Here is a 15,569-nt window from a genome sequence, read left to right as displayed (position 1 = left end):
CAGCTGCCTCTGGAATGTAATTATTAGTTTTTAACATAAAAAAAATCCGTCAAGTTTAATTGCTTGACGGATTTTTTTATATGTATTAAATTTTATTTCTGAAACTGTTTTAGCATTTCCATTAATTGTTCTCTTTGCTCTGCATCTTTACCTGTTACGTTCATGTAAATTGCATAAATAAGTACACAAACACTTAGACCTAAACTCACAAAATTAACAATTTTCCATGTGTTTAATGCTCCTAAATTGTATTGCTCAGGATTTTCTGCAAGAAGCTTCTCTGACTTGCTTGAAAGGTAAATTCCGATTCCAGACAGCACAATTCCTAAAACTCCACTTGTGCAACAACAACCAATAAAAGAAGTCAATCCTAAAATCATTACAGCTTGTTCGTTGGGTAATTTTTGTTTTTCCATAAAATGTATAAATTTGGTTAGTTATTAATTTAGAATTTTGTAAATATAATTTGTCAACATAATAATTCCATTTATTACTGCTAAATAAGTAATTGCTTTAGTATAGCTTCTTGATTTATCAATGAAATGAAGTGCAACAATAATAAAAAATAAAATTAAAGTATAAAGTGCTGGAAACATTTTGAAAGCAGCAACAAAATTTCCTTCTGATAATAAAATTAATGCACGTTGTGTTCCACAACCCATGCACTCAACTCCAAAAAGTTTTTTGTTCATACAAGGAATCATGTACTCTTCCATATTTTTTTGAAATTTAGTTTTACAATTTTACAAATAATTTATTTAATATCGTTTAACAAATTTGAGTTTTATACTTTTGAAATCTAAAATTTATCTAATGAAAAAGTTTTTATTTCTAATTATGACTGTTGCTATTTTTATTGCCTTTTATAATCAAACTAAAGAAAAGCCAAACGTATTTATTACAGTAATTGCTATTGTAGTTTTCATGTTCGGAATGATGAAATTTAGTACTAAACTTCCAAGTAAAAACCAAGAGAAAGATGGCAAAGATATTTAATATTGGTGATGAAGTTTCGGTGCTTGATGAAGCAATTGATGGAGTAGTGGTGAAGGTCGAAAAAGATCAAATCACTATAGAAACTACTGATAAATTTATGATGACATATTTTGTCAAAGAGTTAATTAAAATAAACAAAACCAGTAATTTAGACTATTTTAACTCAAGTAGTAATTTAGACAAAATAAAATTAGACATACAACTCTCTAGAAAGCAAATTGAGCTTCATAAAAAGCTAGAAAAAGTAGAAAGAGGTATTCCAGAATTTGATTTACATATTGAGAAATTGGTTAAAAACAAAAATGGTTTAAGCAATTATGATATTCTAAATTTGCAAGCAGAAACTGCAAAAAGACATGTTGAATTTGCCATTAAAAACCGTATTCCAAAGATAGTTTTCATTCATGGTGTTGGCGAAGGAATTCTAAAAGCCGAACTCGATTTTATGCTTAAACGTTATGAGCAAATTTCTTTTCAAGATGCCAATTATCAAAAATATGGTTTGGGTGCAACCGAAGTTTATATTAAACAAAATACATCTAAATAATTTATTATTTGATCAAAAAAAATCCTGTTATACAAATTTGTGTAACAGGATTTTTTATTTATTTTAGAATAATTTAGTTAATAAAACTTCCATATAAATAATCATCACCAAGATAAAATTCACTTAAACCTTTTTTGAAAGTTACTTTTTTTAGTCTTATTGTGTGTTGAAAACCAGTTCCAAATGTTGTAGTTGTAACTTCAATAATTCCACTTACTCCAGTTACTCCATCATTAGCATTCCATTGTTCTTTTAAAATTGGAGTTGTTGGAGTTGGAGAAGCACAGAAATAACTTGAATTTAGTCCAGATTCATAAAACTTATAAGTAACTTTATTAGTTGCGCTAATTAGTCCAGTTTGAGTACCGCTTGCTGTTGGAAAAAATGATGGAGGAATATCTAAAACTAATGATTCGCTTCCACTAAAATTGTAAACAATGTTGCTAGAAATACATTTGTCAGCATCTTCATCAAATGCAAATGGTAATGGTGTTATGTTTTTTACATAATTTCCAAAAACATAAGTTTCATATAATTGATCAACTCCTGGTTTATCAAAAGTAATACCTTTAAATTCAATATAATGAGTGTAACCTGTAATTTTTGTAGCATTTCCAGCAGTTGACGATGTATTTGGAACCACATTGGCTGTTGTAGTAATTTCAATTGTTCCAGAAACCGCTGTCCATTCTTCCATTATATCTGGTGTACTTGGCTGAACTAATGCACAAATATTAGCTGTTGCAATAGTTCCTGCATAAGAACGATAAGTAACTTTATTGGTTGCGTTTATAATAACATCTCTTGTAACTCCTACTGCTGTTGGTTCATTAATAAATGAACTGGCAGGAATTTCTAGTATCATTGCTTCGTTATCTTTAATTTTATAAACAACATCACTATTGGTGCATTTAACAGCAGTTACATCTTCAAAATTGATTGTTTCAATAGTTAAATTACCATCGTCACAACCATTTAAAATTAGCATTAAAGCAAATAATCCTATTATTTTTTTCATTTTTTAATTATTTATAGCAAAAATAGAAATTTTATGCATTAATCATTCTATTTATCATTTAATTAACGAAGAGTTTTATATTTGCACAATGAAAAAAGTTTATCTAGATAACGCAGCTACAACACCATTACGAAAAGAAGTTATTGATGAAATGATGCTCGTTTTACAATCAGACTACGGAAATCCTTCGTCAACTCACAGTTATGGTAGAAGTGCTAAAACTGCACTTGAAACTTCTAGAAAAACTATTGCAAAATGTCTAGCATGCTCTTCTCAAGAAATTGTTTTTACTGCTAATGCTACTGAAGCAACTAATTGGATATTGAGAAATGCGGTGTGTAAATTGGGTGTAAAACGTATTATTACAAGCAAGGTTGAGCATCATGCAACTTTATACACAGTTCAGAATTTACAAAAAGAATTTGAAATTGAAGTTTCTTATGTAAATGTTCTAGCATCTGGCGAAATTGATTTGACACAGTTGGTTAATTTACTTTCTATTAATACTAAAACTATTGTGACTTTAATGCATGTAAATAATGAAACAGGTTCAGTTTTAGATTGTGATAAAGTTGGTAGAATTTGTGAACAACATAAAGCTCTTTTTCATTGTGATACTGTGCAATCTATTGGTAAAACAGAATTTAATTTAAATGAAATTCAAGTTGATTTTATAGTTGCAAGTGCACATAAATTTCATGGACCAAAAGGAATTGGTTTTGCTTACATAAAAAAAGGAATTGTAATGCAACCAATGCTGTATGGTGGCGAACAAGAAAAAGGACTTAGAGCTGGCACAGAAGCTGTTCATCAAATAGTTGGAATGGCTAAAGCTATAGAATTGGCCTATAAAAATTTAAATGAAGAACGAATTTATATTACAAATTTAAAAAGTTATTGCATCACAAAATTGCAATCTAACTTTCCAGAAATTAAAATTAACGGAACTGATACATTTTATAATATTCTAAATGTTTTATTACCATTCTCAGAAGAGAAAACTGCAATGATTTTATTCAATCTAGATATTAAAGGAATTGCAGTTTCTAGAGGAAGTGCTTGCCAAAGCGGAAGCATAAAACCATCTCATGTTTTGGCTGAAATGCTAAATGCAGATGATTTAAAAAAACCAAGTTTGCGAATTTCTTTTAGCCATTATAATACCAAAGAAGATATTGATGCTTTAATTGATGGTTTAAAAGGTTTATAAAAAAAAATCCATTTTAAATTTTTAAAATGGATTTTAATTTATTAGTTAAAAGTGACTGTCACCTTTTTAGTTTCGCCATTTCTTATAAACGTCACCTCTGTAACATCGCCAACATTATGTTTAGCCAAACATTCCATGTAGGTATAAACTTCTTTAATATCGCAAGTTCCAATTTTTGTAATTATGTCACCTTCTTTGATTCCGGCAACTTGTGCTGGTCTATCGTCTGTAACTCCATCAACATGCAAACCATCACCATGATCAGTATAATCTGGCATCAATCCTAATGTTACTTTGTATTTTGGTCTTGATTTTGCAGTACTGTTTTTTGTTTTTGTAAATAATGTATTCTCTTGATTACTAATGTCATTAGCCATTCTAAAAACATAATTTACAATGTTAGAAACACCATAATAATTTATTTTATCTTCATCATCACTTGGTTTATGATAATCTGAATGTGTTCCTGTAAAAAAGAACAAAACAGGAATGTTTTTTAGGTAAAAAGAAGTATGATCTGATGGACCAATTCCGCTTTCGTCTAATGTAATATTGAAACCAGCAGGTTTATTTTTTTCGACCATTTTACTAAATTCAGGTGATGTTCCAACTCCACCAACGGTCATTTCTTTTTTTGCATCCAATCTTCCAATCATATCCATGTTTATCATTGCAACAACATTTGGATATAATTTTTTAAGTGTTTCTGCCATTTTTTTAGAACCAATTAAACCATCTTCCTCACCTGAAAAAAGTGCAAATATGTAATTTGCATTTTCTTTAGTTTTATTTTGAGAATAAATTCTTGCTAGTTCTAAAACTCCAGATACTCCAGAAGCATTGTCGTCTGCACCATTATGAATTTCACCTTTAGAGTTAGTTTTGGTAGAATTGTTATGTTCGTTCAAGCCCAAATGATCATAATGAGCACCAATAATTATTGTTTTAGAAGCTTTATTATCTAAAAAAGCAATTACATTTCTTCCATTGCTTTCTTTTACTTCTAGAGAATCGTGTGGATTTAAACTTAATTTATAAGTAAAATTTTGAAAATAATTTTTGTTATCATAAGGTTTTAAATTATAACTTTTTAATTGCTTAGCCAAATACTCAGATGCTGTTTTTTCTTCAATAGAACCAGTTAATCTTCCTTTTAAATCATCAGATGATAAATAGGTAATGTGTTTTTTAAGATTTGTAGTGTTTGCATTTTCAACTTCATCGGTTTCAACCCAGTCGGCAATAAAAACGTTAGTTTCTCTCTTTTGTTCTTGCTGACGATTACTTGAAAATACTAATTTTTTTCCGTCTGGAGAAAACATTGGAAAAGCATTAAACTCACTTTGATAGGTTATTTGTTTTAAATTTTCTCCATTTAAATCGATTGTATACAACTGAAAATCATATCCTCTAGTAGAATGATGATTAGATGCAAAAATAATTTTTTTATCATTTGGAAGAAAATATGGTGCCCAATTTGCTTTTCCTAAATGGGTAACTTGTTTTAAATCTGAACCATCAACGTTACAAGTGTAAATTTCCATATTTGTTGGAGCAACCACATTGTCTGCTAATAATTCTTTATATTCAGCAATATCTTCATCTGTTTTTGGTCTTGATGAACGAAAAACTAATTTTTTACTATCATGCGAAAAGAAACTTCCGCCATCATAACCTAAACCATTTGTAATTTGTTTAACATTACTTCCATCAATATCCATTGTGTAAAGTTCTAAATCGCCACTTCTTATACTTGTAAATGATATTTTTTTTCCGTCTGGAGAAACCACAGCTTCGGCATCATAACCTGGAGAATTGGTTAGTTTTTTTATAATGTTTCCTTGCAAATCTGAAACATAAATATCGAATTCTGGATAAATTGCCCAAAGATATTTGCCTTCTCTTGGTTTTGGTGGTGCAGGACAAGCAATGTTTCCTTCGTGAGTTGAAGCATATAAAATATGTTTTCCGTCAGGCATATAATAGGAACAAGTTGTTCTTCCTTTGGTATTCGAAATTAATTTCAAACTTTTAGAAGAGATTTCTTTTTCTTGTAAATCCAACATAAAAATCTGGTCACATGGAATTCCTGCTGCAGGATTAGAAACTTGCAATGTTAAATGTTTACTATCTGGACTAAAATATGCTTCGGCGTTATCGCCACCAAATGTTAGTTTTTTAATGTTTTTTAGGTTGCTTTCTTGAGCAAAAGAAAATAAAGTTACTAAAGAAAAAAGAATCGAAAATTTAATAATTTGTTTCATTTAATTGAAATTTGAACTGCAAAAATACTAAAAAGGAATGACTATAGTTGGTTGAAATCATGTTAAGTATTTTATAAAAAATAATCCGTCTTGCTTTCACAAAACGGATATAGTATTTAATATTTGTACTTTAAACCAAGTATTTACAAATGAATCACTTCGCCATAAGCATCAGCTACTGCTTCCATAACTGCTTCACTCATAGTTGGGTGTGGATGAATTGACTTTAAAATTTCATGACCTGTAGTTTCTAATTTACGAGCAACAACAGCTTCTGCAATCATATCGGTTACACCAGCACCAATCATGTGACAACCTAACCATTCGCCATATTTTGCATCAAATATTACTTTTACAAATCCATCTGGTGTACCGGCAGCTTTAGCTTTTCCTGATGCTGAGAATGGGAATTTACCAATTTTTAATTCGTAACCTTTTTCTTTGGCTTGTTTTTCGGTTAAACCAACAGATGCAATTTCTGGAGTTGCATAAGTACAACCCGGAACGTTTCCATAATCTATTGGGTCTACGTGCAAACCAGCAATTTTTTCTACACAATTAATTCCTTCTGCAGAGGCAACGTGTGCTAATGCTTGACCTGGAGTTACATCGCCAATGGCATAATAACCTGGAATGTTAGTTTGAGAAAATGCATTTACAAGAATTTTATCTTTATCAACTGCAATTCCTACTTCTTCTAATCCTATATTTTCGATATTTGTTTTAATTCCTACTGCCGAAAGTAAAATTTCTGCTTCAAGAGTTTCTTCTCCTTTTGCAGTTTTTACTGTTGCTTTTACTCCATTTCCGGAAGTATCAATTTTTTCTACAGATGATGATGTCATAATTTTAACACCAGCTTTTTTCATAGAACGTTCCATTTGTTTAGAAATATCTTCGTCTTCAACAGGAACAATATTTGGCATAAATTCAACAATAGTTACCTCAGTTCCCATTGCATTATAAAAATGTGCAAATTCAACTCCAATAGCACCAGAACCAACAATAATCATAGATTTTGGTTGTTTTGGCAACGTCATTGCTTGTCTGTAACCAATAACTTTTATTCCATCTTGAGGAAGATTTGGCAATTCACGAGAACGTGCACCTGTTGCTATAATAATATGATCTGCAGAATATTCTGTAACTTTTTTATCTTTATCGGTAACGTCAACTTTCTTTCCTGGTTTTAATTTTCCAAAACCATCAATTACGTCAATTTTATTTTTTTTCATTAAAAATTGAACTCCTTTACTCATATCGCTTGCAACATTTCTTGAACGATTTACTACGGCATTAAAATCTTTATCAAATGCTGTTACAGACAATCCATAATCGGAAGCGTGTTTTAAATAATCAAATACTTGTGCCGATTTCAACAATGCTTTTGTTGGAATACAACCCCAATTTAAACAAACGCCACCAAGACTTTCTTTCTCTATAACAGCTACTTTAAATCCTAATTGCGAGGCACGAATTGCGGTTACATATCCACCAGGACCAGATCCTAAAACAATGATATCGTATTTCATTTTTTGTTATTAATTTTATATTAATTGAGATTGCGAATTTAATGATTTTTTATTAAAAGGTAATTGTAAGACCAGCAATATTCATATTATTATATCTATTAAATGTAAAATTAGTTGTAATACTTGATTTTTTTACTTCAATCTCATTATTTTTTTCTTGTTTTATTATTCTTTTATTAGCAATGTTTTTGCCCATGACATAACCTATTAAAATTGCAATTGGATAATCAGAAGTCCAATGTACTTTTGTGCTAACCATATTAAAAGCTATAATTCCACCTAATGTATAACCAACAGGTTTTATCCATTTTAATTCAGGATAATTTGTTGCAATTACAATTATTGTTGCTGTATATGTTGCTAAATGACCAGATGGCATTGCATCATAATTTGGCGTTTTATTTTGAAAAGCATTAATACTTGGAAATGGTGTCCAGTTGCCTCCATCTTTTGTTGAAACACTCGGACTTTGCCTGCCAGAAATTCTTTTAATAGTTTGAGTTGCAATACCTACAGATAGTAAGACTTCAACTAATTCATTTGAGGTTGTTAAAGCACGATAATCATCTTTACCAATTTTTCCTATTCCATAAAATAATCCGCTGAGCAGCAATGTTGTTCCACCATTTCCAATATAATATACTGCTGATGGAATGTTTTTAGGAATTATTCTTAAAAAACCTCCAACTTTAATGTATTGAGAATCTTTGTCCCAACCACCAAGTTTTTCTCCAAATTGATTAGCATCATTTAGTATTTTTTGATCATAAGGAATAATAGCAAGTGTAGATCCAAGTATCAATGCATCCCATTTTAAATTTTCTTTTTGAATTGTGAATTTTCCAAAATCAATTAAATTTTTTGGAATATGTCTATAAATATCTCTAAATTTAGGTTTAGTATAACCGTAGGTCAAATTATTGTTAATTGTAATATACTGAATAGAATTGGCTATAGAGTCTTGTTTTTGTGATAAAACTGTTGTACTCCAAATAAAAAGAAGTATAAAAAGTAATTTAACATTAAAATACATATTTATTTTAATATAGATGAGTTGAAATATAATTAACACATTAAATGTACAAAAAAATCAATTAATTTGTATAAGAATTGAAATCATACGTTTTTATAATATTCAGTTAATTTAAGGGCTTCTAAATCATTCCTTGACTTTGCTATGAGTGAAGTTACTCTATATGAAAATATTTTAAAAAAAAGTTTATGAGTATATAAGTTTATCTCTTTAGTTTAAGAAATAGATACTATCAAATTTTCAACTTCTTTTTTTTGTTCAGCATATTTTAATTGTAATTCTGATCCTTCACCCATTCTATTATAATAATCAAAAGCTTTGTTTGCAAATGCTTTTTTATGAAAATTTGTAAGCGATGGCAATTGAGGGAAGATTTTATTAAACAACATTTCATAATATGCTTGCCATTCACGTTCGTTTTTGTCTAAAACATATGGTTGTCTGGTTTTTTGACGAATGTGAACCATTTCATGACTGATCAAACTTATCATTAAAGGTAGCGGAAATTCAAATGTGTTTTCTGGGATTCTAATGATTTGTTGTTGACCAAAATCACCTTCGGTTGTCATAACAATCATGCTTGGCTCTGCTTTTTCTCTAAATTCAAATCCTTTTAGATTATGGTCTTCTAAATTATATTTTTTTAATATCCAATTGGCAGCATCTTTAGTTTTGCCTTGATTATGAAATAATGCTACTTTGGATTTTATTTTTTTGTAATCCATAAAATCATTTTTTAGCAATTATTTTTTTTATAATCGAAACTAGTGTTGTAGCTATAATTGATCCTATAAATGCCAAAAAAATGTCTTTTTGTGCATCCCAAATATCACCTTGAGTACCAAGATATGCATCGCCTTGAGCTTTAAAAAAAACATCGGCAACTAGCCATTCAATTAATTCGTAGAATCCGCTAATAGAAAGTGTGATTTCGATTGGTAATGTCCAAGCTACCCAATTTGGAAATTTTAGCCATTTCAAAAACATTTCGCGCATTGGATATGCTAATAAAAATCCGAAACTAAAATGAACAATTCTATCATAATGATTTCGAGATAAGTCTAAATAATCTTTTAGCCAATATCCAAAAGGATTTTCGGCATATGTATATTTTGAACCATAAACATGTAAACATAAATAAACGCAAATCAGTAAATAGCTTAAATCGCTGAAAATAAATTTCTTATAAGTAAAAATTAAAAATCCTAAAAAAACAAAAACCAAAGTGTTTTCTAAAATCCAATTGGCAGTATCTGTATTTCCAACATAAGAATTTAACCAATTTATTGAAAAAAAACCTATAAATATCTTTAACCAAATGTTGTTTTTTAAAGAAACTCTTTCGTCTGAAATTGCAATTGTAAATGCCATAATTATTCGTTATTATTGGTTACAAACATAGTTAAAACTTTGAACTTTGAACATATTTAACTAATTGTATGAAAAAAATATAGCATCAAATTCACAGATTTTAAATTTAATTTTTAATAATCTTTGAATTTGTGGATATATTTTATTTTTCAATTTTCAGATTAAAAGTCTTCAATTATAAGTTATTATTTCAATTAGATAGTTTTTTAACTTTCTAATTCTACAGAAAATTGTGAATCATATAAATTTTTATAATATCCATCAATTTTATTTACTAATTCATTATGTGTTCCAGATTCTACTATTTGACCTTTATCCATAACAATAATTTTATCTGCATTAACAATAGTTGCCAATCGATGTGCGATTACAATCGAAGTTCTATTTTTAGTTATAGTTTCAGTTGCAGATTGAATTAATTCTTCTGAATAAGTGTCAATTGATGATGTAGCTTCGTCAAGAATTAATATACTAGGATTACTAACATAAGCTCTCAAAAAAGCAATTAATTGTCGTTGACCAGATGATAACATTACGCCACGTTCTTTTACATTATAATCATATCCGTTAGGTAAACTCATTATAAAATTGTGAACACCAATTTTCTTGGCTGCTGTAATTACTTTCTCACGAGAAATAGCTTCATTATTTAATGTAATATTATTATAAATTGTGTCAGCAAATAAGAAAACATCTTGTAAAACAACTGCAATTTGAGCTCTTAAACTTACTAAAGTAAATTCATTAATATTTTGATTATCTATATAAATTGTACCTGAATCAATTTCGTAAAAACGATTTAATAAATTTATTATCGTAGATTTCCCAGCACCAGTTGAACCAACAATAGCAATGGTTTCTCCAGATTTTACTTCAAGTGTAATTCCTTTTAAAACCTCTTCATCTTTTATATAACTAAAACGTACTTCATCAAATTTTATATTTCCTTTGAAATGATTTGCTAAAATAGTTCCGTTTTCTTGAACATCAACTTGAGTGTCAATGATATCAAAAACTCTATTTGCCGCAATCATTCCCATTTGCATTTCGTTGAATTTATCTGCAATTTGACGTAATGGATTGAATAACATTCCTATAAACATTGTATAAGCAGTCATTTGTCCTAAAGATGTAAATGTGTTTCCATCTAAAATTTGAGAACAACCATAAAACACTATTATTCCTAATGTTATAGATGAAATTATATCAGCAATTGGAAAAAATATTGAGTTGTAAAGAATGGTTTTTATCCAAGCAACATTGTGTTTTTGATTGATTTCTTTAAATTTTTGGTGCTCAATTTTTTCACGGTTAAAGAGTTGCACAATTTTCATTCCGGTAACTCTTTCTTGCACAAACGTATTGAGATTTGCAACTTGATTTCTAACCTCTTCAAAGGCAACTTGCATTTTTCGTTGAAAAATCCTTGTAATATAGACCAATAATGGCATTGCTAGAAGAACTATAATGGTAAGATGCCAATTCATTATGAGCATGATGATTAAGCAAACAACCATTTTTAATAAATCACTAATTATCATGAATAATCCTTGACTAAAAATTCTTGCTATCTGTTCAATATCAGAAACTGAACGAGTAACTAATTGACCAACAGGAGCATTGTCAAAGTATTTCATTCTAAAACTTAACATGTGCTTAAAAAGTTTAGTTCTAATATCTTTAATAATTTCTTGTCCTAATCCATTGGCCCAAAAAACAAAGTAAAATTGCGATATTCCTTCTAAAAGTAAAGCCGCTGCCATTATTAAAATATAATTTAATAATCCTGTTTTACTACCAGGTTTTATATAAGTATCAACAATAATTTGTAATAATAATGGACGAAGAGCTGCGAAAAAAGACAACAAAATTGCAGCAGAAATAACACCATAAAACAATAGTTTATAAGGTTTTGTGTATTTTAAAATTCGTTTAAATAATGTTATGTCGAATGCTTTTGCTTTCATGTCATTGCGAGGTACGAAGCAATCTTTTGTAGATTACTGTAATCTTTTATTCTATTTGTTTATATAATTATATTCAACTTTAGTTAAGTAAAGTCCATGTGCTGGAACCGAAAATCCTGCTTTATTTCTATCCTTGCTTTCAATAATTTTATTTAAGTCAAGCAAAGATACTTTTTCTAATCCTATATTTATCATAGTTCCAACAATTGCTCTCACCATGTTTCTTAAAAATCTATCGGCAGAAATTGTGAAAATTAATTTATCATCAATTTGTTTCCAATTGGCTTCATGAATCTTGCAATTAAAAGTATTTACATCAGTATGAACTTTAGAAAAACATTCAAAATCAGTATAATTATAAAGTATTTTGCATGCTTCATTCATTAATCTGACATTCAAATTGTTTAGGCAATACCATGAATCATCACTTTCAAAAGCATCTTTTAGTGTATGAATATGATATTGATAAGTTCGTTTTGTTGCATCAAATCTTGCATGAGCATCGTCATTAACATGATGAATGTTCAAGATAGCTATGTCTTTTGGTAAAAACGAATTGAGTTTATGAATTAAATATGGAATTTCAATTTCTAAATCATAATCAAAATGAGCAAACATTTGTTTTGCATGAACTCCAGTATCAGTTCTTCCTGCTCCAACCAAATCTATTTCTTTTTTTAAAATAATAGATATTGCTTTATTCAAAGTTTCTTGCACAGAAATTGCGTTTGGCTGATATTGCCATCCGTGATAATTGGTTCCTTTGTATGCAAATTCTAGAAAATATCTCAAATTATGGGTTGCGAGTTTTAAAGTTGCGGGTTTCGAGTTTTATTAAGCAATGCAAATTTACAAAGATTTTAATTGATATATTGTCTAAAGTTTTGCTAAATAATTAACTTTGCTAGCTAGTGATTTCTCGACAACAGATGTAACGAAGTTTAAGAATTCTTGAAATTATATGGACAGTGAATTCGTGCAAATTCGTGCAATTCGTGTCAAAAAAAACTTTGTGACTTAGCGCCTTTGTGGCAAATAATTACTGAAACAAGTTCAGCATAAATGAAAAAAATACTACTACTTTCCGATACTCATAGTCATATTGACGATACTATTTTAAAATATGTAAACCAAGCCGACGAAATTTGGCATGCCGGCGATATTGGTGATTTGGCTGTAACCGATACTATAAAAAAATTAAAACCACTTCGCGCTGTTTACGGAAATATTGACGATGACAAAGCCCGAATGGAATTTCCGTTGAACAATAGATTTATGTGTGAAGGTGTTGATGTTTGGATTACTCATATTGGTGGTTATCCAGGAAAATACAATCAAGCAATTCGTGAGGAAATTAAATTAAATCCTCCAAAACTTTTTATTTGTGGACATTCACATATATTAAAAGTACAATTTGATAAGAGTTTGAATTTACTTCACATGAATCCTGGAGCATGCGGAATTTATGGTTTTCACCAAATGAGAACTATGCTTCGATTTGAAATTGATGGTGATAAAATTCAAAATTTGGAGATTGTTGAAATAGGGAAGAAGTAATTCAGTGTTCAGTTTTTAGTATTCAGTTTAAATAGATTTTAAATAGATTTATGAATGTCATATGAACTAGCCCAGATTGCAATGGAAAGCTTTTTTATAAAAATAATTTAGTTTTTCTTATTTTTAAAAAGCGACCAACGGAAGCTCTTTTAAAAATTGTAGAAAACGTATTATTTTTATAAAAAACTTGGAATGTAAAGCTGGATTGGCTTATAAAAAGAATTTGAAAAAAGTTTAGATTAAATAAAAAAATCCCAAACTTTCGTTCAGGATTTTCTTCGCACTAATAAACTAAGTTTATAGGATTATCTCAATCGGTCCACAGATTTTACAAGATCTTCATCCTTCTTGATAGCTTTGTTGGCCAAAACTAGCATAACGATAGAAATGATAGGAAGAAACATCCCAATACCTTTCTCAGAAACTAACGCTGTTTCTCCAGATACATTTAGTGAACGATAAACAAATAATGCTAATAAAATTAAATTTAATATCATATTCAATCTGTTAAAAACAAATTGTTGTTGTCTTTTTTTAAAAGATATTATACTCAATAATGATAATGTTGTACTCAAACCAAATAAAGATGAATAAGCAATATTTTCCATAAAGAAAAAATCCTTACCCTCGATTTTCCATAACGGAAAAACAAAAGGAAGAATTCCCGAAATGATAAAAGCTATTGCCAAATAGATGGTTTGAATTCGTTGTAACATTATTAGTTATTTATAACGCAAAAATATAGTATCTTTTTTAAAAAAACTATTGCCTGATAAAAATTTATTCGTATTATTGCATAACAAATCCGTAAGTACTTCAAAAACACGGATGTTTCAGATAGAAAAATCACCACACAATTTGTATTGATACTCACAATTTATAATAAATATATATAAACATTTATGTTTGATAGTTCTGCATTAAAAGGAATGAAGTTACCCGAACTTCAAGAAATTGCCAAATTGGCTAAAACAATAAAATTTAATGGTGTAAAAAAAGAAGCTCTTATTGAGCAAATTTTATCTCATCAAGCTGCTTCAATGAATGAAAGTTCTACTGAAAAAATGGTAGCTCCAAAAGAAGAAAAAATTAAAAGAGCTCGAATTGCTTCTGACACTTCTATAAATATTGAAAAAAATCCACAAGATTTATTTTCTGATGATTTAGAAGTGAAAACAATTGCTACTGTAGAAGAAATGCCAATAAAAGCTGAAAAATTTCTAAAAAAGACAAAATTCATCAAGCAAACTAAAATTGTTACTGATGAAATTGCTTCTAATGAAAATTCGAATGAAGAATCAACTACAATAGAATCTTCAATTGAAACAGAAGAAGAAAGTTCTGTGAAACCACAGAATCCAAATCAGAATCCGAATCAAAAAAATAAAAACCCTAACCAAAATCCAAACCAAAACGGAAATGGTAACGGAAATCCGATTCAAAATCCAAACCAAAATCCAAATTTCAAGAACAAAAAAAATCCAAACTTTCGAGATGCCGATTATGAATTTGACGGAATTATAGAAAGCGAAGGAGTTTTAGAAATGATGCCAGATGGTTATGGTTTTTTGCGTTCATCAGATTACAATTACCTTGCATCACCAGATGATATTTATTTATCAACTTCACAAATCAGACTATTCGGATTAAAAACTGGAGATACCGTAAAAGGTGTAGTTCGTCCTCCAAAAGAAGGCGAAAAATTCTTTCCGTTGGTTAGAGTTTTAAAAATAAACGGTCATGATCCTCAAGTTGTTCGCGATAGGGTTTCATTTGAACATTTAACACCAATATTTCCTCAAGAAAAATTCAATATTGCCGATAAACAAGCAAGTGTTTCTACAAGAATTATAGATTTATTTTCACCAATAGGAAAAGGTCAACGCGGAATGATAGTTGCACAACCAAAAACAGGTAAAACAATGTTGTTAAAAGACATTGCCAATGCCATTGCAGCCAATCATCCTGAGGTTTATTTAATAGTTTTATTAATAGATGAACGACCAGAAGAAGTTACCGACATGCAACGAAGTGTTCGAGGCGAAGTAATTGCATCAACTTTCGATAGAGAACC

Annotated in this window: 16 protein-coding genes; 5 read left to right on the top strand and 11 right to left on the bottom strand. The window is 29.3% G+C overall.

Annotated elements, in window-relative coordinates:
• Nucleotides 1–92: 92 nt before the first annotated feature.
• Nucleotides 93–416, bottom strand: coding sequence for a CCC motif membrane protein (locus ACH2BO_RS03500; RefSeq protein WP_395043369.1), 324 nt, complete (start codon nt 414–416; stop codon nt 93–95).
• A gap of 24 nt (nt 417–440) precedes the next feature.
• Nucleotides 441–716 (bottom strand): DUF2752 domain-containing protein, encoded by a 276-nt coding sequence (locus ACH2BO_RS03495; protein ID WP_395043368.1) that lies wholly within the window; start codon nt 714–716, stop codon nt 441–443.
• 97 nt (nt 717–813) lie between these two features.
• On the opposite strand from ACH2BO_RS03495, the gene ACH2BO_RS03490 reads away from it, so the two are divergent.
• Both ACH2BO_RS03490 and ACH2BO_RS03485 read left to right on the top strand, forming a co-directional pair.
• The gene (locus ACH2BO_RS03490; protein ID WP_395043367.1) at nt 814–996 is read left to right on the top strand and encodes a hypothetical protein; all 183 of its coding nucleotides are present in this window, start codon (nt 814–816) and stop codon (nt 994–996) included.
• Nucleotides 989–1,543 carry a Smr/MutS family protein gene (locus ACH2BO_RS03485; RefSeq protein WP_395043370.1) on the top strand — a complete coding sequence of 185 codons (555 nt, stop codon included), beginning with the start codon at nt 989–991 and terminating at the stop codon, nt 1,541–1,543. Before ACH2BO_RS03490 ends, ACH2BO_RS03485 begins: the two co-directional genes overlap by 8 nt.
• 73 nt (nt 1,544–1,616) lie before the next feature.
• Here the strand turns inward: ACH2BO_RS03485 and ACH2BO_RS03480 are convergent, their stop codons facing one another.
• Nucleotides 1,617–2,561 carry a hypothetical protein gene (locus ACH2BO_RS03480; RefSeq protein ID WP_395043366.1) on the bottom strand — a complete coding sequence of 315 codons (945 nt, stop codon included), beginning with the start codon at nt 2,559–2,561 and terminating at the stop codon, nt 1,617–1,619.
• Between the two features lie 88 nt (nt 2,562–2,649).
• Here ACH2BO_RS03480 and ACH2BO_RS03475 point away from each other — a divergent pair, with 88 nt between their 5' ends.
• Nucleotides 2,650–3,771, top strand: a complete 1,122-nt coding sequence (locus ACH2BO_RS03475; protein WP_395043365.1) for a cysteine desulfurase family protein — start codon at nt 2,650–2,652, stop codon at nt 3,769–3,771.
• A 41-nt stretch (nt 3,772–3,812) separates the two neighbouring features.
• On the opposite strand, the gene ACH2BO_RS03470 is transcribed toward ACH2BO_RS03475, so the two are convergent.
• The 7 genes from ACH2BO_RS03470 to truA all read right to left on the bottom strand — a co-directional run bounded on the left by ACH2BO_RS03470 (nt 3,813) and on the right by truA (nt 12,730).
• Nucleotides 3,813–6,035 (bottom strand): M20/M25/M40 family metallo-hydrolase, encoded by a 2,223-nt coding sequence (locus ACH2BO_RS03470; RefSeq protein ID WP_395043364.1) that lies wholly within the window; start codon nt 6,033–6,035, stop codon nt 3,813–3,815.
• A 143-nt stretch (nt 6,036–6,178) separates the two neighbouring features.
• A complete protein-coding gene (lpdA, locus tag ACH2BO_RS03465) occupies nt 6,179–7,567 on the bottom strand; it encodes a dihydrolipoyl dehydrogenase (RefSeq protein WP_395043363.1) in 1,389 nt (462 codons plus the stop codon).
• Nucleotides 7,568–7,619: 52 nt separating this feature from the next.
• On the bottom strand, nt 7,620–8,600 hold the full coding sequence (locus ACH2BO_RS03460) for a phosphatase PAP2 family protein (RefSeq protein ID WP_395043362.1): 981 nt from the start codon (nt 8,598–8,600) through the stop codon (nt 7,620–7,622).
• Between the two features lie 215 nt (nt 8,601–8,815).
• The gene (locus tag ACH2BO_RS03455) at nt 8,816–9,325 is read right to left on the bottom strand and encodes a hypothetical protein (protein ID WP_395043361.1); all 510 of its coding nucleotides are present in this window, start codon (nt 9,323–9,325) and stop codon (nt 8,816–8,818) included.
• Between the two features lie 4 nt (nt 9,326–9,329).
• Nucleotides 9,330–9,971 carry a DUF2238 domain-containing protein gene (locus tag ACH2BO_RS03450; RefSeq protein ID WP_395043360.1) on the bottom strand — a complete coding sequence of 214 codons (642 nt, stop codon included), beginning with the start codon at nt 9,969–9,971 and terminating at the stop codon, nt 9,330–9,332.
• A gap of 206 nt (nt 9,972–10,177) precedes the next feature.
• Complete coding sequence (locus ACH2BO_RS03445; protein WP_395043359.1) at nt 10,178–11,938, bottom strand: ABC transporter ATP-binding protein; 1,761 nt, start codon at nt 11,936–11,938, stop codon at nt 10,178–10,180.
• Nucleotides 11,939–11,989: 51 nt separating this feature from the next.
• Nucleotides 11,990–12,730 carry a tRNA pseudouridine(38-40) synthase TruA gene (gene truA / locus ACH2BO_RS03440; protein WP_395043358.1) on the bottom strand — a complete coding sequence of 247 codons (741 nt, stop codon included), beginning with the start codon at nt 12,728–12,730 and terminating at the stop codon, nt 11,990–11,992.
• A gap of 270 nt (nt 12,731–13,000) precedes the next feature.
• Between truA and ACH2BO_RS03435 the strand changes: the two genes are divergently transcribed.
• Nucleotides 13,001–13,495, top strand: coding sequence for a metallophosphoesterase family protein (locus ACH2BO_RS03435; protein WP_395043357.1), 495 nt, complete (start codon nt 13,001–13,003; stop codon nt 13,493–13,495).
• A 305-nt stretch (nt 13,496–13,800) separates the two neighbouring features.
• Here ACH2BO_RS03435 and ACH2BO_RS03430 read toward each other — a convergent pair whose 3' ends face one another.
• Nucleotides 13,801–14,211 carry a DUF4293 domain-containing protein gene (locus tag ACH2BO_RS03430; RefSeq protein WP_395043356.1) on the bottom strand — a complete coding sequence of 137 codons (411 nt, stop codon included), beginning with the start codon at nt 14,209–14,211 and terminating at the stop codon, nt 13,801–13,803.
• Between the two features lie 186 nt (nt 14,212–14,397).
• Between ACH2BO_RS03430 and rho the strand changes: the two genes are divergently transcribed.
• On the top strand, nt 14,398–15,569 hold a 1,172-nt coding region (rho, locus tag ACH2BO_RS03425), incomplete at its 3' end, for a transcription termination factor Rho (RefSeq protein WP_395043355.1).

This window comes from Flavobacterium sp. (assembly GCF_043773265.1).
Lineage (GTDB): Bacteria > Bacteroidota > Bacteroidia > Flavobacteriales > Flavobacteriaceae > Flavobacterium.
The sequence above is the reverse complement of the archived record's forward strand: the minus strand, read 5'-3'. Positions and strand labels throughout refer to the sequence as shown.

Excerpts from the sequence above, each read along its gene's own strand:
- ACH2BO_RS03500 (WP_395043369.1), bottom strand. The coding sequence starts at position 416 with ATGGAAAAACAAAAATTACCCAACGAACAAGCTGTAATGATTTTAGGA.
- ACH2BO_RS03495 (WP_395043368.1), bottom strand. The coding sequence starts at position 716 with ATGGAAGAGTACATGATTCCTTGTATGAACAAAAAACTTTTTGGAGTT.
- ACH2BO_RS03490 (WP_395043367.1), top strand. The coding sequence starts at position 814 with ATGAAAAAGTTTTTATTTCTAATTATGACTGTTGCTATTTTTATTGCC.
- ACH2BO_RS03480 (WP_395043366.1), bottom strand. The coding sequence starts at position 2,561 with ATGAAAAAAATAATAGGATTATTTGCTTTAATGCTAATTTTAAATGGT.
- ACH2BO_RS03475 (WP_395043365.1), top strand. The coding sequence starts at position 2,650 with ATGAAAAAAGTTTATCTAGATAACGCAGCTACAACACCATTACGAAAA.
- ACH2BO_RS03470 (WP_395043364.1), bottom strand. The coding sequence starts at position 6,035 with ATGAAACAAATTATTAAATTTTCGATTCTTTTTTCTTTAGTAACTTTA.
- lpdA (WP_395043363.1), bottom strand. The coding sequence starts at position 7,567 with ATGAAATACGATATCATTGTTTTAGGATCTGGTCCTGGTGGATATGTA.
- ACH2BO_RS03460 (WP_395043362.1), bottom strand. The coding sequence starts at position 8,600 with ATGTATTTTAATGTTAAATTACTTTTTATACTTCTTTTTATTTGGAGT.
- ACH2BO_RS03455 (WP_395043361.1), bottom strand. The coding sequence starts at position 9,325 with ATGGATTACAAAAAAATAAAATCCAAAGTAGCATTATTTCATAATCAA.
- ACH2BO_RS03450 (WP_395043360.1), bottom strand. The coding sequence starts at position 9,971 with ATGGCATTTACAATTGCAATTTCAGACGAAAGAGTTTCTTTAAAAAAC.
- ACH2BO_RS03445 (WP_395043359.1), bottom strand. The coding sequence starts at position 11,938 with ATGAAAGCAAAAGCATTCGACATAACATTATTTAAACGAATTTTAAAA.
- ACH2BO_RS03435 (WP_395043357.1), top strand. The coding sequence starts at position 13,001 with ATGAAAAAAATACTACTACTTTCCGATACTCATAGTCATATTGACGAT.
- ACH2BO_RS03430 (WP_395043356.1), bottom strand. The coding sequence starts at position 14,211 with ATGTTACAACGAATTCAAACCATCTATTTGGCAATAGCTTTTATCATT.